The sequence below is a fragment of the Halomonas hibernica genome, assembly GCF_013183775.1.
Classification (GTDB): Bacteria; Pseudomonadota; Gammaproteobacteria; order Pseudomonadales; family Halomonadaceae; genus Vreelandella; species Vreelandella citrativorans.
Window position 1 is genome coordinate 54818 of record NZ_VIFN01000008.1, and the last position, 21361, is coordinate 76178.

A 21361-nucleotide genomic window follows, 5' to 3' on the forward strand; every position below is an offset into this window, starting at 1 on the left:
AAAATCGGCGAAAAGACGGAGTTTACAGGTTGTAAATGAGTACTTTGAGCCGATTTTTAACAACGCATGACCGAGCGCAGCGCGTTTTCAGGCAAAGCCTACTGAGCGCGGCGTATAAACCAACGGCTCACCATCTCGCTCAATTAACCGCGTCTGTTTTGAACCGACAATCACCAGTGTGCGCATATCGGCCATGTCCGCCGTGGCATCTTTTAAGGCCGTTACGCGGATCGACTCGTCAGGCGTTGAAACCGCGCGGGCGAAGATAATCAACCGTTCGGGTTCGCACGCCTCGCGCAACACCTCCAGGGTGCGCTCGAAACCTACCGGGCGCGATTTTGAGCGCGGGTTATAAAACGCCATCGCAAAATCGGCTTCAACGGCTAGGCGCAGGCGCTTTTCGATCAGCGTCCAAGGCTTCAAGTTGTCGGATAAATTGATGCAGCAGAAGTCGTGCCCCAGCGGTGCACCGGCACGGGCGCTAGCCGCCAGCATCGCAGAAATACCCGGCAGCACCTGAATATCCAGTGCGCGCCACGCGGCATCGCCCGCTTCCAGCGCTTCAAACACTGCCGAGGCCATGGCGAATACGCCGGGGTCGCCAGAGGAAACCACCACAACTCGGTGCCCTTCTAACGCCAGCTGCAAGGCCTGCTCGGCACGGCGAATCTCTTCGCGGTTATCCGAGCCGTGGCGCGTAAGTCCTTCCCTCGGCGCTACGCGGTTAACGTAAGGCACATAGCCGACAACGTCGGTGGCATCCGAAAGCGCGGCGGACACTTCGGGGGTCATCATCGCCTCGGCGCCTGGGCCCAGGCCGACAATTTTTAGCCAGCCGCTCATGGGCGCCTCCCGTTACCGTGAATCAGCACTATCGAGAAGTAAGGCACGCTCTCGCCAACGTCTACCAACGGCAGCACGCGCTGCTGCTCCATGGCAGCGTACTCAATCAACCACGCCTGGTCTTCCCGGCCCGCTTGTTTAAGCGCCCGGCGCAGCTTGTTTAGATTACGCCCAATCTTCATGACCACCAGCGCGTCGGTATCGGTGATATGTTTGCCGAGCGTTTCTTCCGGCAGCGTGCCCATCAGCACGGTCAGAATATCATCGCCCCAGGTAATCGGCTGCGCGGTCGCCGTCCAGGCGGCAGACATACCGGTAATCCCCGGCACTACCGACACCGGCACTTGGCTCAGCAGGCGCGTATACAGGTGCATAAACGAGCCGTAGAAGAACGGGTCGCCTTCGCAGAGCACCACCACGTTGTCACCGGCGTTGGCTATCTCGATCAGCTGGGCCACGCATCGCGAATAGAACTGCGAGAGCAGCGCGTTGTACTGCGGGTCGTCGAAAGGAATCTCCGTGGTAACCGGGTACTCCATGGGCAGCTCAATCATGCCGGGGGCTAACAGCCCTTCAACAATACTGCGTGCATGGCCCTTGCGGCCCTTTTTACGAAAATAGGCGATATGTGTGGCGCCGCGAATCAGCCGGTCGGCGCGCACGCTCATCAAGTCCTGGCTGCCCGGCCCCAAGCCAACGCCGTATACCGTGCCTTGTGTGGATGCCTGAGTCATTCGACGCGATCCGCCATGGCGTTAATGGCCGCGACCGTCACCGCGCTTCCGCCCAAGCGGCCACGTACAATGCAGCTGGGAATGGCGGGCGTCGCCCATAGCGCTTCCTTGGATTCAGCGGCACCTACAAAGCCTACCGGGCAGCCGATTACTGCCGCCGGGCGCGGGCAGCTCGGGTCTTCCAGCATATTTAAAAGATGAAACAGCGCGGTGGGCGCGTTGCCAATGGCCACCACGGCGCCTTCCAGATGCGGGCGCCATAGTTCTAGTGCTGCGGCCGAACGGGTGTTAGCCATTTCCTGCGCGAGATGTGGCGTGCGCTCATCGTTCAGGGTGCAAATAATCTCGTTATTGGCTGGCAGCCGCTTGCGGGTGATGCCTTCAGAAACCATCCGCGCATCACAAAGAATCGGCGCGCCGCGTTCGAGTGCTGAACGCGCTTTATTGACCGCGTCATTTTGAAAGTGAATATGCGCGGCCAACTCGACAAGCCCGGCGGCGTGAATCATGCGCACGGCAACGGTCTCTTCCTCAGCAGAAAAGCGCGCAAGGTCGGCCTCGCTGCGGATAATCGCGAAGGATTCCCGGTAAATCGCCGGGCCGCTTGTTTCATACGTATAGGGCACCCAAACTCTCCAAATATTCGACGACCTCAGTCTCGGTGAGGCCTATCTTAACGGGCGTGCTCTGGGCACCACCCTTAACAATAAGATTAAATCGGCCTGCCTGACCGACCAGGCACACGTCGGCCGATGAACGGCGGGCGCACCCCTTGGCGCAACCGGATATATGAACGCTGTGTCTTTTAACGTCGGGCGCTAACCGTTTAGCCAGCGGCTGGGTAGCAACGCTTGCCTGAGCGCAGTAAGGCGCGCCGGGGCAGGCATCCATCAATAAGCGCGTATCCTGGTTATCGCTGATTAAGCCTTCAACCGGCTCACTTGCACCCTTGACCCATAAGCGTCGCCACGGCGTTACGCGCACATGGCTCACCGCCGCAGGGGCAACCGCTGCCCGCAACGCCGCAGCGGCTGCGCGCCCAAACGGCAGCCCGTAAACCATCCCCGCTTGATACTCGCCTAGCGCCAGCGCCGCGCCCTGCGTTGCATTCTCCATGGCAGAAGCGCTTGCGGGGCGCATTTTAGCAGGTGACCACGCGGGAAGCGGCACTTTATGCCGCCGCATCCGCCCGGCGTCATTCCCGCCGCTTTCCACAAACCAGTGCGTCAAGCGTATTAAATGCTCAATGGCTACCTCTAGAGAGCCCACCGGCGTACCGCAGGCCTGGCCTTCAGCGCGCACTATCAGCCCACCTTCTATTGAGCGCTCAACGCGAAAATCAGCGGCGGCATCTCCCAATACCGCTAATTCACCCGCATCAATCGCAATACCAACTTTGCTGGGCATCGCGGCCAGCTCGCTGCCTCGCGCCTGTAACAAGCAGGCGAGTTGATGCGTGTCATCGCCCGCCTGCCAGCCGGGCGCTAGCAGGCACTGGGGTTGCTGCTCGGTGGCGGGGTCCGCACTGACTAATTCGTGCACTACCAAAAAATCCATTAGCGGCGGCCATGTGGTTTCCGAGACGCCGCGCAGCTGAATATTGGCGCGGCTGGTTAACTCAATTAACCCATTGCAATAGGTTTCCGCTGCGTCGCACAGCGCGAGCACCTGCGCCCTGGATAGCTGGCCGAGCGGTGGGCGCACGCGCACTAGCCAGCCGTCGCCAGTTTCCATGGGCTGCCAGGCGCCGGGGCACCAGCCTTTGATCAGCGGACTAGTGCTCATAAACTGGCGGTTTCCCTGGCTTCGTCCATTTCCAGCAGCAGGTCTTGCAGCGCGTCGCCGTGCTCGCCGGGTTCTTGCCACATGCCGCGCTGGGCGGCTTCCAGCAACCGCTCGGCCATCTCTTCAAGGGCTGCTGGGTTATGCTCACGTAAAAACTGCTGGTTGGCCTCATCCAGCACCAGCGCTTCACTCACCTGGACGTACTGGTAATCCGCCACCAAATCCGTGGTGGCGTCGTAAGCAAACAGGTAGTCGACCGTGGCGGCCATCTCAAACGCGCCCTTGTAGCCATGTTCGCGCATGGCGTTGATCCACTTGGGGTTCAACACGCGCGAGCGAATGACCCGGGCAAGCTCCTCTTTGAGCGTACGAATTTTGGGCACGGCGGGGTTGGCGTGGTCGGCGTGATAGATCTCCGGCGCCTGGCCGGCAAGCGCGCGGGTGGCATTAGCCATGCCGCCCTGAAAGGCGTAGTAGCTGTTGGAATCGAGAATATCGTGCTCGCGGTTATCCTGATTCTGCATTACCGCATCCAGCCCTTTGATCTGCTGTTCAAAGGCGCCACGTGCGGCGGTGCCGGAATCCGCAAACTGCCCGTAAGCGTAGGCGCCGGTGCCCAGGTAGGCCTCGGCCAGGTCATCGGCATCACCCCAGCTACGGTTTTCGATCAGCCGGTTCAGGCCGGCGCCATACTCACCGGGCTTGCTGCCAAAAATACGGTAGCTCGCTTCCTGGGCGGCCATTTCGGCACTTAACCCTTGGGCTTCAAGGGTGTGCTGGCGTTCAACCACGGCGGCGCGAATGGTGTTGCTATCGCCCGGTTCTGCATAGTTGGCAACCGCTTGCACGGCGGCATCAAACAGACGAATCACGTTCGGAAAGGCATCGCGAAAGAATCCGGATACGCGCAGCGTGACATCCACCCGTGGGCGGTTAAGCAGCATCGAAGGGATCACTTCAAAATCGATCACCCGCTGAGAACCCAGCGACCACTTGGGCCGCACGCCCATCAGCGCAAACGCCTGGGCGATATCATCGCCGCCGGTACGCATGGTCGCGGTCCCCCAGATGGAGAGCCCCAAGCGTCGTGGATAGTCGCCGTGATCCTGCAGGTAGCGTTCGACAAATGCCTGAGCGGACTTTTCCCCCAGCGTCCAGGCAGCAGGCGAAGGGATCGAGCGGTTATCCACGCTGAAAAAGTTGCGCCCGGTGGGCAGCGTATCCAACCGCCCCCGGCTCGGCGCACCGCTCGGTCCGGCGGGCACGAAAATCCCCTCAAGCCCATCCAGCAGCGAGCCAACCTCCATCTTTACGCCCTGCTGCATGGCGGCCCACAGCTGCTCGCGGGCAAATTTAAGCTGCTCGGCCGTGGTGGGATACACCTGGGCAAGCGCGGCCAAATCCCCTTGGGCCAACACATAGTCGGCCACCAGTTCTTCACCGAGCAGTTCCAGCCGCTCGCGAGTATCGCCGCCGGTTCGCCAGGCGGCGGTTAGTTTGCCTGCCAGCACAGCCGGTTTAGGGCCAAGCCAAGGCTCGCTGCCCGCCGCCAGCGGGTCGAAGCTCTCACCCAGCGCCAGGTCAGCGGCCAGGTTGTGCAGCAAACCGCGGCTTGCCACCGCTTCACCACGCGGCAGCCTTAACAGGGCTACCAGCGTGGCCGCCCGTTTTTCCTCGGGCAGAAGCTCACCCAGTATGTGCAGGCCGTGGCGAATCTGGGCTTCCTTGATATCGCACAAAAAGGTGTCCAGCTCGTTGAGAATTTCGCTGTCACAGCTGCTATTCACCGCGTGGGCAAGCTCTTGATCGATGCCGGTTGCCCGCAGGTGGGCCAATATTTGCTCACGAATCAGCGCTTCGCGACGCGGGTCCATGTCCAGCGCCTGATAATACTCATCGGTAAGCGCTTCAAGCTCGGCCATGGGGCCGTAAAGCTCGGCTCGTGCCAGCGGCGGCATCAGGTGGTCGATAATTACCGCCTGGCTTCTGCGCTTGGCTTGGGCGCCTTCGCCGGGGTCATTGACGATAAACGGATAGAAATGCGGCATCGGCCCGAGCGCAATATCCGGCCAGCATTCGGCGCTTAGCGCAGTGCTTTTGCCCGGCAGCCACTCAAGATTACCGTGCTTGCCCACATGAATAACCGCCTCGACCTGATAGTGCTCGCGCAGCCAGAGATAGAACGCCAGGTAGCTATGCGGCGGCGCCAGCTCCATATCGTGGTAGGACTGGGTCAGGTCATCAATAAAGTCGCGTTCCGGCTGAATACCCACAAAGGTTTCGCCCAAGCGGATACCCGAAATCATCAGTCGCCCCTGGCGGCATTTGGGGTCATCTTGCGGCGCGCCCCAGCGGGTCCATATCGTTTTCTGAAGCGCAGCGGGCAGGGTTTGAAACCAGGCCAGATAATCCTCAACGCTGATACTTTGCCAGCAGGCGCGTTGATCCAGACTGTCATGATCATTAGTGACCACACCCTGGAGCAGGCGAATCAGCGCATCGCCGCTTTCCGGCAATTCGCTTAGCGGATAACCGGCACCTTTCAAGGCATTTAAAATTTGCAGCGTAGAGGCCGGTGTATCCAGCCCTACCCCGTTACCAATACGCCCATCGCGGTTGGGGTAGTTGGCCATAATCAGTGCGATGCGCTTTTGGGCATTGGGCGTTTGGCGTAGCGCGCAAAACTGCCGGGCCAGCTTGGCGACAAAGGCGGCACGCTCCGGGTGCAGCGTGTGGTGCGTGACAGAGAGCTGGGCGCGAGCGTTATAGTGCGCCTCGGCTTTAAATCCAACGGCGCGGGTGATAATCCGCCCGTCCATTTCGGGTAGCACTACCTGCATGGCAACATCGCGGCTATGCAGCCCAGCGGCCATGCCCTGCCAGTCATCCGCCGTACTGCTGGCGAGTATCGCCTGAAGTACGACGGGCCGCCCGACAAAAAGGCTCTCATGAAGATTGCTGCCCAGCTCATCTGCTGCATTGGCGTTATCGGCGGTACGGTTTACCGAAAAGCCGGTGGTATTGACCACCAGCATGGCGCCGGTTTGCTCAATGAGGTGGTTGGCGAACGCGATGCAGGGGCCTTCTTTTAAAGAGGCCACCGCGACAGCTAACGGCTCAAGCCCTTCGGCTTTCAGCGCATCGATCATGCCATCGAGCACAGCGGTATTCGCGCCTTGCAGGTGGCTGCGATAAAACAGCAACAGGCACACCGGGCGCTCTGCAATACGCTGTTTGTGCCACTCGCTTAAGCTAACCGCCTGCTGGCCGTTCGTTTGAGGCGCGTAAATCACCGCCGCCGGAATCACTTTTGGCTCTTGCCACGAGTACTTATGTGCCAGGTACTCATGCGCCAAGCATTCACTTCCGATAAAGCGCAGCAGCTGCTCGGCGTTATCCACGCCGCCTTCGCGCAAGTAGCGCCATACGCGGTAGGCATCGTCAAAGGCAATGCTGGAGTCTTCCAGCAGGGCATCGTCCGGGGCGTCGCAGCCGGGCACCAGAATCAGCTGGCGCCCGGGCTTGGCAGCCGCCCAAGCCAGAAGCCGCTCGTAGCCGTACTGCCAGTAGCCCTTTCCGCCCAGCAGTGACACCACCACCAAGCGGGCTTTTTCCAGCACGCGGTCTTCGTAAAGATCAAACGCCGCCGGTTTTACCAGGTTCATCCAGTTCGCCAGCCGCACCGAGGGGTAGCTATCCCCCAGGCGATCAACCGCTTGGGCCAACGCCGACAAGTTACTGTCGGCGGCGGACATAATCACAACCTCGGCAGGGCTTTGCTGTAGGTCGATGATGCCTTCATCATCAACAAAGCCCCCCGGTTTGGCGGCGAAAAGATGCATTAGGCGCTTACCGACGTCTCAGCGCTGGCCAGCGCCTTATGAATTTCATCGCTGTTCAGCGTTTTACCAATAATCACCAGCTGGGTCTGGCGCGGCTCGTCCTGAGCCCACAGGCGATCAAAATAGCCGTCCAGGCGCTCACCCACTGCCTGGATGACTCGGCGCATGGGCTTACCGGGAATGGCCGCAAAGCCCTTGGCGCGATAGATCTCCTGGGTTTTCAGCAGGTGTTGAAGCTTCGCCGCCAGCTCATCGCCATCGACTTCGCCCAGCGTAATCACGCAGGAATCAAAGTTATCGTGGGCGTGATCGTGGTGGGCGCCTTCGGCATGGTGCTTGTCGTGATGGTTGGTAATCTTGTCGATATGCTCTTCACTGGCCGCGCCTATGCCCATCAGGGCCTCCAGCTGGGCCGTATCAGTCGCTAGCGTTTGGTCGATAAACAGCGTTTTGACCGATGCGGGTACCCGCGCCTGTACCAGCGCTTCAACGCGGGCTTTTTCGTCGGCGCTCAGCAGGTCGGTTTTACTGACCAGCACTAAATCCGCCGCACTTAGCTGGTCATCCAGCAGTTCGCGCAGGCTGGGGTCGTGATCAAGGCTGTCATCGGCCAGCCGCTGGGCGGCAACTTTTTCTTCATCATTGGCAAACCGGCCCGCAGCGACGGCAGGCCCGTCGATCACCGTGATAATGGCATCCACGGTGCAGTGCTGACGCACTTCCGGCCAGTTAAACGCCTGTACCAACGGCTTGGGCAAGGCCAGCCCGCTGGTTTCGATCAGGATATGGTCGATATCATCACGCCGCGCCACCAGTTGTTTCATCACCGGCAAAAACTCTTCTTCCACCGTGCAGCAGATGCAGCCATTGGCCAGCTCGTAAATACTGCCGTCTTCACCGGAGGCGATTTGCTCACCCTCGTCACTTTCTGCGTCACAATCCAGCGCACAGCTACGCAGCAGGCTTGAGTCGATATCCTGCTCGCCAAACTCATTGACGATAACCGCAATCCGCTTGCCGGTGATCTGGCGCAGAATATTGGCCAGCAAGGTGGTCTTGCCGCTGCCCAGAAAACCAGTCACAACCGTGGCGGGAATTTTATTTAACTGCATGCGAGGATTCCTTAATTTGGGAGCTTGCGGCCGTGGCCTGCGCTGAATCGTTGCCAAGAGCGTGGCTAAACAGACGCGCTACCGCCGCAGGATTATTCGGGAAAAACAGATGTAAGTAGGTCGCCGTCAGGCGCCCGGCCCGGTAAATTGGCTCGCCGGGTGCAGAGTGGCGCTGGCGGCGCCCGTAAGCAATCGGCTCGGGCGTTTGCTCGGCCATCGAGCGATGGTGGGCATGGCCGCGAACCGGCCCTTCGGGTAGCTCGGCAGTCTGCATGCCTTGGCAGCCGCGACGCCCGCGCATGGCACCGTGCCCCGGCAGTAAACCGAGCATGGTGTGAGAGTTCTCAGCATAGTCGGTTAGCGTTTCCAGGCTATACAGCATGCCACCACACTCGGCGAGGATGGGTTTGCCCGCGCTAAAGAAGCCTTTAATGGCATCGCGCATGGCGCTGTTCGCCGCAAGCGCCTGCGCGTGAAGCTCTGGGTAGCCGCCGGGTAGCCAAAGGGCATCGCACTCGGGCAGTTCAGCATCGCTCAGCGGCGAGAAAAAGCGCACCTGCGCGCCCATCTGCGCCAGCAGGTCCAGGTTGGCCTGATAAATAAAGCTGAACGCCGCATCGCGGGCTATGCCTATCGTTTGCCCTGTTAGCACTTGCGGCACAGCGGGAAGCGCCTCAGTAGAAGCACTAAAGCTGACCGGCGAAAGCGTGGCGAGCGCATCCAGCAGGCCTGCGGCTTCCAGCGCCTGCGCCGCGGCTTCAAAGCGAATTTCCAGATCGTCGCGGATCTCTTCCGCCTGCACCAGGCCCAGATGGCGCTCGGGAAGTGCAAGTTCAGGGTCGCGTGGTACGGCAGCTAAAAACGGTATGGCTTCAGGCAGCGCGCCTTCAATCAGCTCGCGATGGCGCTGCGAGCCACAGTTATTGGCGATCAGCCCGGCAAAATGGATATCGTCACGAAAGCCAGCCAGCCCTGTTACCAGCGCAGCGGCGGTTTGGGCCATGCCTTTAACATCCATCACGATGGCCATGGGGATGCCGAACAGCGCGGCTAAATCGGCACTGGAAGGCTCGCCGTCAAACATCCCCATGGCGCCTTCCACCAGAATCAAATCGGCTTCAACAGCGGCTTCATAAAAGCGCTGGCGGCAGTAGGCTTCGCCTGCCATCCATAAGTCGAGCTGGTCAACCGGCTGGCCCGAGGCCTGTGCGAGTATTTGCGGGTCCAGGTAGTCCGGGCCGGTTTTAAATACCCGCACCACCTTGCCCTGATTACGCAGCAGCCGCGCAAGCCCAGCGGTTACCGTGGTTTTACCCTGGCCTGAGGCCGGTGCCGAGATAAACAGCGCGGGGCAGCGTGCGGAAGGTGTGCTCATCAGTACTCGATCCCCGCCTGGGCTTTAACGCCGCCGCGAAACGCGTGACGCTCATCCTGCACGGTGCTGATAGTGTCTGCTACGTCCTGAAGCGGCTGCGCCATGGTGCGCCCGGTAATAATCACATTCTGATGCGCTGGGCGGCGCTGCAAAGCCTCTACCACCGGCACCGGGTCCAGGTAGCCGTACTTGAACATGTAGCTCATTTCGTCCAGCACGATGATGTTGTAGGCCGGGTCTTCCAGCAGGCCCTTGGCGATTTCCCAGGCGGCTTCAGCGGCTTGAATATCGCGCTCGCGGTCCTGGGTTTCCCAGGTAAAGCCTTGACCCATGATGTGCCAGTCAAGCCTTGGGTGGTCACGAAAGAACAGGTATTCACCGGTTTCGCGCCGCCCTTTAATGAACTGAATGACCGCGCCTTTCTGACCATGCCCCAGTGAGCGCGCCAATGTACCGAGCGCCGAGCTGCTTTTACCCTTGCCGTTGCCTTTGAGCAGGATTAACACCCCGCGCTCATCAATAGCGCGGCTGATGCGCTCATCGACCACCTCTTTTTTGCGCTGCATGCGGTTTTGGTGATTGCTATCGCTCATGCTGACTCCTGGGTGGGCAGGGCCCAATAGTGGGCGCCCAACTGCTGGGCAAGGCGCACGGCCTGGCCACGTTTTACAAATGAGTATTCGGTATCCATCACCACGCAGTCGCCAAGTTTTGGCAGGTCTGCAACGGATTCGCGGGTGCGTCCGTCGGTGATCAAGTAAGTGCGTATATGCAGGCCAGGCTCACGGCGCTGCCACAGGCGAATCAACCGCCCTGCCTCCTCAACCACTTTACGCAGTGGCGTGCCGCCCCCGCCATCGGCACTGTTCAGCGTCGCCGCCAGGCTTTTGGGGGCGCGTTGGCGGGTGAATAACGCTGTCACCGCATCGTTGCCAAAGCCCAATACGGCCATCTGCTCGCGAGCGCCATATGCTTGGCGAGTCAAGCTATCGACCCAGCCCTTGGCTTGGCCCAACAGGCGCTTACCCAACGTTGAGCCGGAGGTATCCAGCAGCACCAAATGCAGCACCGGCTGCCCAGTGCGCGCTTTTTGATAACGCAACTGCCGCCAGGGCCATTGGCCGCGATTGGCGATCAGCGTAGCAAACCAATCCGGCCGCGAGGTCAGCGCAGCCCTGGTTCGCCCTTGGCCCGCTTCATCACCCTTGCGCCTACCACCCAGTGATAGCGGCTGCTTAGCCACAGACCGGTGGGAAGAAGGAGCCAAGCGTAGCGCAGGGAGATCAAGCGGCTGACTATCCCGCATATTCTGCGCCACGGGCGGCATGGCGCCCCACTGCCCTTGCTCGCCAGAATGTCCACTGGCAGACGGCTGACCGCCAGAAGGTTTTTCATTTGGCGTAGACGAAGGCGGCGGAGAAGACGGCGGTGTGGAAGATTCACGCGTACGCCGATGGGCCAATACCCAAGGCTCCACGGTATCGACATCGTCCTGGGTGATCGTATCGCTTCCCCGCCAGGCGGCGTGGGCTTGGGCGGCGCGGTGCCAGGTAACATCGGCACGCAGGCCTTCAACGCCTGCCTCTTCACAGCGCTTGGCGATGTGCGCGTAAACCCAGTCAGGTGCTGTAACGGCAGCAAGCGTGCGGCGCGCCTGCTCGATACGTTCACGCAGGGCTGACTGCTCATCAGCGTAGTCGGCGATAAAGCGCTCGGGGTCGCGATCAAAAGCATCGCGCTGCTGCACGATGGCGATGCGTTCTTCGATACGGATGGAGGCAGGCTGTTCCAGACAGAGGCCAAAGCGGTCGAGCAACTGCGGGCGCAGTTCCCCTTCATCCGGGTTCATGGTGCCAATCAGGCTAAAGCGTGCCGCGTGGGAGTGACTGATACCGTCGCGTTCGACGATATTGACCCCACTGGCAGCTACATCCAGCAGCAGATCAACCAGCGTGTCAGCGAGCAGATTGACTTCATCGACGTACAAAACGCCGCCATGGGCTTTGGCCAACAACCCTTCGTGAAAGGTAGCTTCGCGCTCGTTCAATACCTTTTGCAGGTCCAAGCTGCCGGTCAGGCGGTCTTCGCTGGCGCCCAGCGGCAGCGTAACAAACGGCGACGTGTCGCCCTGACCTGATTCTGGAAGCAGTGCGGCCAACGCGCGGGCGAGAGTCGATTTTGCGCTGCCTCGCGGGCCGCTAATCAACACCCCGCCAATGCGCGGGTTAATCACGTTCAGAAGCAGCGCTTTTTTAAGCGATGCCTGGCCGACGACGGCGGTAAAGGGAAACTCAACCACAGGCATCACCATGGGCAGAAGGAACATTGACTTGATTTAACAAGAAGATATTGAGCTACTCAGCGCCCTCACAAGCGAGTAAAGCGCCTACTTTACAAGCGGGTAAACCTAATACATTAAGCGACGCATGGACACTGCAACACACGTGAAAGTTATTCATCACTGACAAGAGAATAACGATAGAGCCAAACGCCGATAAAATGACTACAATAACCGCGCATTATAGAGGATGGCACCAGGGTGTAGCCACCTCCCCGCTTAAGCAAGTCATCAATCGCAAAGGTTTTTCGTGCTTTATCGTCACGTCTTCGGCAGTCTGTCGAGTTTTATATCCATCGGCACCCGGAACACCATCCCATGAAGCCCTTCCCCGCCCTACCTGCTACCTCGTTTACGCTATGAAAGCGGTTGCGATGCAAAGTACCCAGGCGCCGCGCGCTCAGGCGCACTGGTTTTGGCTTGCCCCCCTGGTATTGCTGGTAGCACTGCTCGCCGGTACGGCGATTGGTGAAACCTCGATTCCTGTGGATACGATTCTCAAGGTATTGGCTAACCATCTTCTGGGCGCTAACTACGCCGTTGATCGCATTGATGCCGGTATTATCTGGAACTACCGCTTAAGCCGCGCCATTGTGGCTGCGTGTTGTGGCGCCGCGCTGGCGCTGGCCGGAGTGGTGCTTCAAGCGTTGCTGCGTAACCCCTTGGCGGACCCGTACTTGATGGGTATTTCTGCAGGCGCCTCAACCGGTGCCGTAGCCGTTACCGTAGCAGGGCTTGGTGCGGGTGCTTTCACTTTATCTGCCGGGGCGTTTGCCGGGGCAGTACTTGCCTTTGGCCTGGTGGTACTGCTTGCCCATGCAGCCAGCAGCGGGACTGGCGGTGGGCGCAGCACCCAAGCCGCCGGGGCTATTATTCTGGCGGGCATTGCAGGCTCTCAACTGTTTAACGCGCTGACCGCCTTCATCATTACCAAGTCGGCCAGTGCCGAGCAGGCACGCGGCATCATGTTCTGGCTACTGGGCAATCTTTCCGGCGTGCGCTGGAGCGATGTCGTGATCGCTTTACCTGCCACCCTGGGCGGCCTGCTGATTTGCCTTTGGCACCGCCGCGCACTGGACGCCTTTACTTTCGGCGCCGACAGCGCGGCGTCCATGGGCATCGCCGTGCGCCCAACACGGGGGCTGTTAATTATTGCGGTAGCGCTGGTGACAGCCATTATGGTGTCGATGGTGGGCGCTATTGGCTTTGTCGGTTTGGTCATTCCGCATGCCATGCGTTTTATCGTGGGCACCCAGCACACGCGCCTGGTGCCCGCTTCGGCACTTGCTGGCGCCGTGTTTTTGATTGGCTCAGATATTCTCTCGCGCATTCTGGTGCCCGGCCAGGTGCTGCCCATTGGGGTTATTACCTCGCTGATCGGCGCGCCAGCTTTTGCGTTGATTCTTGTTCGCGGCACGAGGAATCGATGAAATTAACCGCTGAACAGCTGGGCTGGAGCGTGCATGGGCGCACGCTTTTAAAGGACGTTTGCCTGGACGTTGCGCCTGGCCAAACCTTTGGCTTGATTGGCCCCAACGGCTCCGGCAAAACCACGCTGCTTCGCCTGCTGGCAGGTTTAAACAAACCCAAAACGGGTCATGTACACATGGGCGGCCAGCCGATCGCTAAAATGCGCCAGCGCCATATTGCGCAGTCTATCGCGATGGTTGAACAGCAGGCGGAAACCACCGATAGAATTCATGTGCGTCAGGTGGTTGCACTGGGACGTACGCCATTTCTCACTGCGCTTCGCCCCTGGTCCGCCGAGGATGATGCGATTGTCGGCCAGGCACTGGATGACGTGGATATGGTACACATGGCGGACCGCCTCTGGCATACCCTTTCTGGCGGTGAGCGCCAGCGCGTTCATATTGCCCGGGCACTGGCCCAGCAACCCAAAATTCTCCTGCTGGACGAGCCCACCAACCATTTGGATATCCGCCATCAGCTCTCCATTCTTGAGCTGGTCAGACAATTGCCGATTACCGTTGTGATCACTCTGCACGATCTTAACCAAGCCATGGAGTGCGACCGCATTGGCGTGATGGACGGCGGACGACTGATCGCCAGCGGCCAACCACATGACGTGCTAACCACCCAGTGCTTACAAGAGACGTTCGGCGTGCATGCCCACGTGCTGGATGATCCCATTGACGGCAAACGGATCATGCGTTTTAGAAGCGCGGTTTAAAAGGCATGCCAGCCACTCTCTGCGTACACGCCAGACAATAAAACAGCACTAATTCTATGCTGGCATCGGCATAACCAACCCATGGCGCACATACCAAACGTGCTCGGCACGTTCCGCTACGTCTTGGCTAAACCAGCCGTTTAAATCACGCAGGCGGCGTTGGTGGCGCTCGATGGGCACAATGCCTCGGCCGATATCGCTGGCGATAATAACCAGCGCTGTTTGCTGCGCCTTGGCAGATTGCAGAAGCTCGTTTAAATCATCGCACCATTGTGACCGCCAGCCATCGCTTCCTGCATCTGAGTCCATGGAGGCTGAGAGCCACTCCAGTACGCCATGCAGTATTAATGGCGTGCTGGGCAACATTATCCCGGCGCACTCACGTAAGCGCTGCCCAGGCGCTAACCGCCACCAGACAGCACTTGGAAAACGTGTTTTTACAAGGCTTCGCTTACCGGCACAGGCACCGCCGATGAACAGTTGCATAGCCACTCTCCTTTTCCACAATCGCCGGGGTGATACGTCAATTGCCAGCGTCTTCCCTGGGCCTGAGTCACCGCGCCATCCCAAAACTCAATCGTTTCAAAACGGCGACGAAGCTCGCGGATAACGCCGCCATGCGTCACGACCAGAATCTTGTGATACCCATGCGCCAAGGCATCTTTCGCTACATCGGCAAGCCAAAGCGCCAAGCGCTCACGTAACTGAGCCGCGGACTCGCCACCGGGAATTTGTAGCTCGCCGACACTATCCACCCAGGCTCGATAATGCGGCAAGTCCTTAAGTTCATCGTAAACCTTGCCTTCATAATCGCCAAAATTGAGTTCTTGTAGGCGAGACTCCAAACGTAGCGGCACCCCCGGCTTGGCCGCTTGAATCCATTCAAGCGTTTGTTGACAGCGGTGAAGGTCACTTGAATAGATCGCGTCAAAACGCTCGCTTGCTAGCGCTTCGCGAAGTGCTAAAAGCCCCTCTTCAGCATCAGGAAATAACAACGGAATATCGCGCTGTCCCTGATAGCGGCGCTCTACATTCCAGGCGGTGATGCCATGGCGTACCACCACCAGCTCAACATTAACCCCATCAGCCACAACTCACCCCCTTCTATCGTCGCGCCCACCATATCACCATTAATACCCTGGAACAGTGTCATCAGCGCCCATCGGCTGGCGACTACAAATAAGCCCGTCGCAAGACACATTGCCATAATGCCCGGCCAAAAAAGCGCGAGCAGCAGCAAAGGTACCAGCGCCAGCAGTACATCACGCAGGCCAAGCGACTGTTTCCAGGCCCAGGCCAGCCCTGTTTGTTGAGCACATGGCGTGAATACCAGTAGCATCGCGCCCCCCCACCGCCCCAGCGCGGGGAGTACCACCAACCACCAGAGCGGGGCGTCGTATTGCAGCAATGCCCAAAGCAGGACGCCTTTCCAGGCAAGCAAAAAAAGCAGCGCCAAGATGCCGAAACTGCCAATGTGGGGGTCTTTCATGATTTCCCAGCGGCGCGCCAGCGGTTGGTTGCTGCCCAGTGCATCGGCTAAATCCATTACCCCATCCAGGTGCAAGCCACCGCTCAAGCCCACCCATAGGCTGAGCAGCGCAAGTGCGGCAATTGGCGTGGGTGCGTTTTGCAGTAACAGTGCCAGCAGCGCTAACAAACCACCCAACAATAGCCCCACCAGGGGATAGGCACGGATAGCCCAGCGGCGGGTTTTAGGTGTCCAAGGGCAAGCAATCGGTACCGGTAAACGGGTTAAAAACTGCAGGGCAAGCGCACCACCATAAAAAGCATTTTTCATGAAGGCTCACTCTTGGGTTTCCACTCAATGGCATGCCCAGCCACCACTTCAAGCACCGAGTTTGCCTCAGCCGCCAGCCAGCAATGCAGTGCCTGTAAAAACGTCAGGAAACTCCAGAGCTCTTTATCAGGTGAAGGCAGATCCTCATTGAGGTCGTTGGACACCAGCACCAGGTGAATGCCTCGCGAGCGCGCATCTTGTACGCTCTTAGCTAACAGCGCCTTGCCTTGGGAGTCAGTTAAACCACCCGCGTAACGCACCTGACTGGCCCAGAGTGTCAGGCAGTCCAACAATACAGCGGCGCCATCGGGCACTTGTGCGATCGCCTGGTCAATGGCAATGGGCGCCTCTATCGTGATCCAACGCGTATCCCGTGTACTTTGATGGCGTGCCACTCGCGCCGCCATCTCTGCGTCATAAACCTCCGCAGTAGCAATGTAGTAGCAACTGCTCCCCTTGGCGGCTTTTATTACCAGTTGCTCGGCCACTGCGCTTTTCCCCGAGCGAGCGCCGCCACTAACAAAGACAATCATTCAGTACCTTTAGTAATCGTTGGTTCGCTGTTGCGCCACGCAGGGCAATGCGCACCCAATCGCCGTCCAGACCTGCAAAGTTATGCGTATGACGAACCAGTATGCCGTTTCGCAACAGATGCTCAAAAAGTACGTTACTGGTAAGCCCCCTTTCACGCAAAGTGTTATTAGGCCTTACCAGAAAAAAATTCGTCGTGCTGGTGACGACATCAAGCCCTTTTGTAGGCAGAGATGCCGCCATCAGCGGATGCTGCTGGCTTAGCCAGCTGCGAGTTTGCTCAGCAAACACCGCATCCCGAAGAAGCGGCGCCACCAACGCAGCCGCCATCTGATTTACGCTCCAGGGAGGTTGATGCACCGCCAGCGTTTGGATGGCCACCGAAGACGCCAGCACGTAGCCTACGCGTAACCCCGGCAACGTATAAAACTTGGTCATCGAGCGTAGCAGTAGTAGATGCGGATACTCGGTCAACAGGGGCGTTAACGACGCTCTTTCCCCCACCTGCACGGTCATATCGACAAACGCTTCATCAACCACCACATCGCAACCTATCGCTGCCGTGCGGGCCAATAACGCCTGCATGATACTCAGTGGAATCAACGTAGCGGTAGGGTTATTGGGGCGGCATAAAAACAGTACGCTGATGCCTTTTAGTGATGCCATTAACGCGTCGAGATCAAGCTCAAACGTTGGAGCGGATAACGCAACATAAGTAATTGGCAAACGATGTGCGCGGCAGGCGCGCGCATACTCTCCAAAGCCAGGCGTCACGATGGCGGCGCGCTTGCCCGCATACCGGGCTGCCGCTAAAAAAATCGCCTCGGCGCCCCCGTTGGTCAGCAGTACCTGCTCGGGCGTAACGCCGTGGTAGGCGGCTATCGCCTCTCGAGCCACGCGATAATCAGGTGCCGGATAATGGGCAAGCGACGCAATCGACGTAGTGAGCGCGTTTGCCACCCACTCAGGCGGGCCAAGCGGATTAAGGTTGGCACTAAAGTCTTCTATCGGGTGCGCATCGGGTAGCCCAAAGCGCTTTAAAAGTGCGGCTGGCTGGCCACCATGGCTTGGCCAGTGAGAGGCGCACTGATCTGAGTTATAGCTCACCTTACCCCCACCCATAGCAACCCCATCAGCCCCATAAACAGCAGCCACCCTACATGCATTAGTTGAATGGTCGCCCCAATGTGCGTCACGTTTAGTGGCGCCAGTGGCTCGCCAAGCGTTGCGCGCCGAGAAATAGCGCCTTGATAGGTATTATGCCCACCCAACTGCACACCCAATAGCCTGGCAACCATGGCCTCTGGCCAACCGGCATTGGGGCTTGGGTGACGCAGGGCCTCTTGGCAAGTGGCACGTAGCGCGCCTCGCCAGCGTAGCGGCTTGTTGGCCACCAAGGCCAATAAAATGCCGCCTAACCAAAGGCAACACGCGGTGATTCGGGCAGGCAGCCAGTTGGCAATATCGTCCAGCTTGGCCGAGGCAAAGCCAAACTTTTCAAAGCGCTCGTTACGGTAACCTACCATGGAGTCCAGCGTATTAATCGCCTTATACGCCAGAGCTAACGGCGCCCCGCCTATCACGGCAAAAAACAGCGGTGCGGTAATACCATCCACGGTATTTTCAGCCACGGTTTCTACCGTCGCCCGAGTGATTTCAGCCTCATCGAGCGCTACCGTATCGCGCCCAACAATCATGGAAAGCGCTTGGCGTGCGCCCGGCAAATCGCCGTTAGCCAGCGGTACCGCGACGGCTCGGCCTGCATCCGCCAGCCCTTTAATGGCAAGCGTTGTAGCCAGCAGCCAGAGCTCCGCAACTAACCCAAGCCAAACGTTAATCGCCGTTAACAGCGCAAGCACTGACCAGCTTACGCCCCATACGCTAATGACGACGGTTGCGGTGAGTAGAAATCCCCGGCGCTTTCGCTGTGAATCAGTGCCTCGATTCCAGCGCTTTTCCAAAAAGCTGATCATGCGGCCAATGAAAACGACCGGGTGCGGCAACGAGCGAGGGTCGCCTAGTAGTAAATCCAACCCGATAGCGAGGGTAATAAGCAGTAGCAGGGTCACGCTGTTTTGTCCGCGATACTGGCGGAGGTAAACGTCGCCATTTCAGCCATCATGGCGGTAGCCGCCTGGAGCAAAGGAAAAGCCAGCGCAGCGCCACTTCCCTCACCCAAACGCATGCCCAGCGCGAGTAACGGTGTTGCCTCCAGCGCTTCCAGCGCTACCCCGTGGCCTGGCTCTTCAGAGCGATGACCGAATACAAGATAGCCGCTTACAGCGGGGCAAATTCGGCAGGCAGTCAGTGCGGCCACGCTAGCAATAAAGCCATCGACAATGACGGGCAGGCGATAAGCGGCTGCAGCCAAATAGGCGCCGGTCATCGCGGCTATTTCAAGCCCACCCAAGGCGGCCAGCACGCTTAGCGGTTGATCCGCCTCAAAATGCCGCGCCGCAAGCGCCCGTTCAATAACATTCACCTTATGGGTTTGCTGCTGGCTGTTAAGCCCCGTGCCTGCGCCCACCACCTGAGCCACCGGCGTACCGGTCAAGGCCGCTAGCATGGCGCTACTTGCGGTGGTGTTGGCAATGCCCATCTCGCCTACTATCACACTACGACAACCCGCCTGGTGAGCGCGCCTCACGGCATTAATGCCTGCCTCAATTGCTGCTTGGGCTTGCTCAGGGAGCATGGCATTTTCAATAGCAATATTTCCCGAGGCGCGACGTATCTTATTGACGACCACGCCCGGCATATCAATATCGCTTACGACCCCCACATCGACGATTTCAAGCCTGGCGTTCACCTGCCGGGCAAACACGTTGATTGCCGCACCTCCGCTGGCGAAATTGGCGACCATCTGTGCCGTAACCGCTTGGGGAAAGGCAGAAACGCCTTCGGCGGCAACGCCATGGTCCGCGGCAAACACCACGACCCCAGGCGGCGTAAGAGTAGGCGCACGTTCACCGCTAATTTCGCTAAGCTGAATCGCCAACTGCTCTAGCATCCCAAGGCTTCCAGGCGGCTTGGTCAGCGTGTCCAGATACGCCCTTGCCCTATCACCAGCAGCGTAATCAACAGGTTGTATCTGGGCAATAAGGGAATGCATAGCGGGCTCCAGTAGCGTAAAAGAAAACAGACAGTTAAGCCTTAAATAGTAACAAACGTTGGGGCTTTAACGTTGCTCTTTCATCGCCGCGCATCCGGCTTTTTAGCCGTTACGCTGGTGCTATTGCAGTGTTGCCGGAGGATTGGCCTGCCACCCGCCGCCCAAGGCTTTAAATAACGTCGCTGCCGCCGCCAACCGTTCGCGCTGCACATCCGCACGGTCAAGCTCGGCTGAAAGCAGCGAGCGATCAGCGTCGAGCCGTTCCAGCATGCTGACTTGCCCTTGCTCATGCATCAGCACCGCAAGCTCCTGCGCCCGCTCTACCGCCTCAAGCTGGTCATTGACTGCCTCGACGCGCTGCTGGCTGATATCGTAGTTATACAGCGCATCGCGTACTTCGTTGAAGGCGGTCAACACGGTTAGTCGATACTGCGCATCGGTTTGTTCGACCAGCGCTTCCGCGCTTTCGACATTGGCTCGGCTGCGCCCGAAATCCAGAAGCGGCCCAACAATTGATGCACCAAGCCCCCAAGAGCGTGCATTATCAGTAAACAGGTCGCTGGTATTGGCCGCCACGCTTGCTAGGGAAGCATTGAGGTTCAGCGATGGCAAACGGCCAGCTTCGGCCACGCCAACCTGGGCGTTAGCGGCAATCAGCTCAGCCTCCGCTGCCCGTAGGTCTGGCCGCCGCTGAAGCAGCTCTGAAGGGAGTAAATGCGGAATACGCGCAGGCTCAGCAATTTCGCGTAGATGCGTGTCGCCAAAATCAAGCTCGCCCATTAGTTCGCGCGGTGACATCCCCACCAGCACGGCCAAGGCGCCTCTCAGCGTCTCTACCCGCTGAGTAACCTGCGGGAGTTCAGTGCGCGCGCCCTGCCACTCAGCTTCAGCCTGGCGCACCTCAAGTTCACTGCTTTCACCCAACTCGAACCGCAGTTGTTGCAGTCGGTACGTCTCTTCGTAAGCGGCCTGCGTCTCTTCAAGTATCGCCTGCTGGTACTGGGCGCTTTTAAGGTCGAAATAAGTAGTGACAACATCCGCAATGACGCCAATTTCAGCGGCATCATGGGCAAACTGACTCTCTTCAAACATGGCGATGGCGGCCTCGCGTTGGCGCGCCAACCGTCCCCAAAGGTCAAATTCATACTCAAGGCTACCCGCGAGGGAGTATTGATTACTGGTCGAGGTGAGCAAGTCTTGCACCGGCTCAATATCGATGGGTATGGAAGCCCCGGGCATGCGTTCGCGGTTAGCTTCAGCCTGGTAACCAACGCTTGGGAATAGCTCGGCATCGGCCAACCCCAACTGTGCTCGGGCCTCTTGAATACGGCCCAGTTGAACGGCCAATTCGAGATTATCTTGCGTGGCACGGGCAACCAGCGCATTTAAGGCGGGATCATTGAACTGCTTCCACCAATCGCGCCATTCGCTGCGCTCTGCCTGGCTGAGCGTAATACGCTCAGGCCAGGTATCCGGTAGCGCTATTTCAGGACGCTGATAATCAGGCCCTACCGTACAGCCACTTAATAAAGCGACAAGCGCCACCCCTAACCAACGGCGTTTGACGTTCCCCTTGTACATCTGCACTCCTTTGCATTCTTCTACAGTGTTTGCCACCGTTGAGCTATTCATCCACTCAGATAATTATCTCAGGATAAAATTAAACAACCGTTCGTCGCACTCCCCGCTAACTACTATAG

General features: G+C 58.8%; 19 protein-coding genes. 2 read left to right on the forward strand and 17 right to left on the reverse strand.

Features of this window, described 5'->3' with window-relative positions; all coding sequences use genetic code 11:
• Positions 1–87: 87 nt before the first annotated feature.
• The 9 genes from cobJ to FKN99_RS12865 are packed head-to-tail and all read right to left on the reverse strand — an operon-like array spanning position 88 to position 12002.
• Entirely contained in the window at positions 88–843 is a 756-nt protein-coding gene (cobJ, locus tag FKN99_RS12825) for a precorrin-3B C(17)-methyltransferase (RefSeq protein ID WP_172118251.1), read from the reverse strand.
• The gene (cobI, locus tag FKN99_RS12830) at positions 840–1577 is read right to left on the reverse strand and encodes a precorrin-2 C(20)-methyltransferase (RefSeq protein WP_172118252.1); all 738 of its coding nucleotides are present in this window, start codon (positions 1575–1577) and stop codon (positions 840–842) included. The genes cobJ and cobI overlap by 4 nt, the downstream gene beginning before the upstream one ends.
• Positions 1574–2203 (reverse strand): precorrin-8X methylmutase, encoded by a 630-nt coding sequence (locus tag FKN99_RS12835; protein WP_172118253.1) that lies wholly within the window; start codon positions 2201–2203, stop codon positions 1574–1576. The genes cobI and FKN99_RS12835 overlap by 4 nt, the downstream gene beginning before the upstream one ends.
• Entirely contained in the window at positions 2187–3362 is a 1176-nt protein-coding gene (locus FKN99_RS12840; RefSeq protein ID WP_172118254.1) for a cobalamin biosynthesis protein CobG, read from the reverse strand. Before FKN99_RS12840 ends, FKN99_RS12835 begins: the two co-directional genes overlap by 17 nt.
• Positions 3359–7204 carry a cobaltochelatase subunit CobN gene (cobN, locus tag FKN99_RS12845; RefSeq protein ID WP_172118255.1) on the reverse strand — a complete coding sequence of 1282 codons (3846 nt, stop codon included), beginning with the start codon at positions 7202–7204 and terminating at the stop codon, positions 3359–3361. Before cobN ends, FKN99_RS12840 begins: the two co-directional genes overlap by 4 nt.
• Positions 7204–8316 (reverse strand): cobalamin biosynthesis protein CobW, encoded by a 1113-nt coding sequence (gene cobW / locus FKN99_RS12850; RefSeq protein WP_172118256.1) that lies wholly within the window; start codon positions 8314–8316, stop codon positions 7204–7206. Before cobW ends, cobN begins: the two co-directional genes overlap by 1 nt.
• Positions 8303–9691, reverse strand: coding sequence for a cobyrinate a,c-diamide synthase (locus FKN99_RS12855; protein ID WP_172118257.1), 1389 nt, complete (start codon positions 9689–9691; stop codon positions 8303–8305). The genes cobW and FKN99_RS12855 overlap by 14 nt, the downstream gene beginning before the upstream one ends.
• Complete coding sequence (gene cobO / locus FKN99_RS12860) at positions 9691–10284, reverse strand: cob(I)yrinic acid a,c-diamide adenosyltransferase (RefSeq protein WP_172118258.1); 594 nt, start codon at positions 10282–10284, stop codon at positions 9691–9693. The genes FKN99_RS12855 and cobO overlap by 1 nt, the downstream gene beginning before the upstream one ends.
• Positions 10281–12002: an AAA family ATPase gene (locus tag FKN99_RS12865; RefSeq protein ID WP_172118259.1), complete on the reverse strand. Its 1722-nt coding sequence runs from the start codon at positions 12000–12002 to the stop codon at positions 10281–10283. The genes cobO and FKN99_RS12865 overlap by 4 nt, the downstream gene beginning before the upstream one ends.
• Before the next feature lie 401 nt (positions 12003–12403).
• On the opposite strand from FKN99_RS12865, the gene FKN99_RS12870 reads away from it, so the two are divergent.
• Together FKN99_RS12870 and FKN99_RS12875 are read left to right on the forward strand one after the other, a co-directional pair.
• Positions 12404–13459, forward strand: coding sequence for a FecCD family ABC transporter permease (locus FKN99_RS12870; RefSeq protein WP_172118260.1), 1056 nt, complete (start codon positions 12404–12406; stop codon positions 13457–13459).
• The gene (locus FKN99_RS12875) at positions 13456–14220 is read left to right on the forward strand and encodes an ABC transporter ATP-binding protein (RefSeq protein ID WP_172118261.1); all 765 of its coding nucleotides are present in this window, start codon (positions 13456–13458) and stop codon (positions 14218–14220) included. Before FKN99_RS12870 ends, FKN99_RS12875 begins: the two co-directional genes overlap by 4 nt.
• A 54-nt stretch (positions 14221–14274) precedes the next feature.
• Here the strand turns inward: FKN99_RS12875 and FKN99_RS12880 are convergent, their stop codons facing one another.
• From FKN99_RS12880 to FKN99_RS12915, 8 genes are all read right to left on the reverse strand, one after another.
• Complete coding sequence (locus tag FKN99_RS12880; protein ID WP_172118262.1) at positions 14275–14706, reverse strand: bifunctional adenosylcobinamide kinase/adenosylcobinamide-phosphate guanylyltransferase; 432 nt, start codon at positions 14704–14706, stop codon at positions 14275–14277.
• Positions 14658–15311: a histidine phosphatase family protein gene (locus FKN99_RS12885; RefSeq protein ID WP_172118263.1), complete on the reverse strand. Its 654-nt coding sequence runs from the start codon at positions 15309–15311 to the stop codon at positions 14658–14660. Before FKN99_RS12885 ends, FKN99_RS12880 begins: the two co-directional genes overlap by 49 nt.
• Positions 15248–16018 carry an adenosylcobinamide-GDP ribazoletransferase gene (gene cobS, locus FKN99_RS12890; RefSeq protein ID WP_172118264.1) on the reverse strand — a complete coding sequence of 257 codons (771 nt, stop codon included), beginning with the start codon at positions 16016–16018 and terminating at the stop codon, positions 15248–15250. Before cobS ends, FKN99_RS12885 begins: the two co-directional genes overlap by 64 nt.
• A complete protein-coding gene (locus tag FKN99_RS12895) occupies positions 16015–16551 on the reverse strand; it encodes a bifunctional adenosylcobinamide kinase/adenosylcobinamide-phosphate guanylyltransferase (RefSeq protein WP_172118265.1) in 537 nt (178 codons plus the stop codon). The genes cobS and FKN99_RS12895 overlap by 4 nt, the downstream gene beginning before the upstream one ends.
• Positions 16535–17656, reverse strand: coding sequence for a threonine-phosphate decarboxylase CobD (gene cobD / locus FKN99_RS12900; RefSeq protein WP_319941288.1), 1122 nt, complete (start codon positions 17654–17656; stop codon positions 16535–16537). Before cobD ends, FKN99_RS12895 begins: the two co-directional genes overlap by 17 nt.
• Positions 17653–18618 carry an adenosylcobinamide-phosphate synthase CbiB gene (gene cbiB, locus FKN99_RS12905; protein ID WP_172118267.1) on the reverse strand — a complete coding sequence of 322 codons (966 nt, stop codon included), beginning with the start codon at positions 18616–18618 and terminating at the stop codon, positions 17653–17655. The genes cobD and cbiB overlap by 4 nt, the downstream gene beginning before the upstream one ends.
• Complete coding sequence (cobT, locus tag FKN99_RS12910; protein ID WP_172118268.1) at positions 18615–19661, reverse strand: nicotinate-nucleotide--dimethylbenzimidazole phosphoribosyltransferase; 1047 nt, start codon at positions 19659–19661, stop codon at positions 18615–18617. The genes cbiB and cobT overlap by 4 nt, the downstream gene beginning before the upstream one ends.
• 120 nt (positions 19662–19781) lie before the next feature.
• Entirely contained in the window at positions 19782–21242 is a 1461-nt protein-coding gene (locus tag FKN99_RS12915; protein WP_172118269.1) for an efflux transporter outer membrane subunit, read from the reverse strand.
• Positions 21243–21361 lie beyond the last annotated feature (119 nt).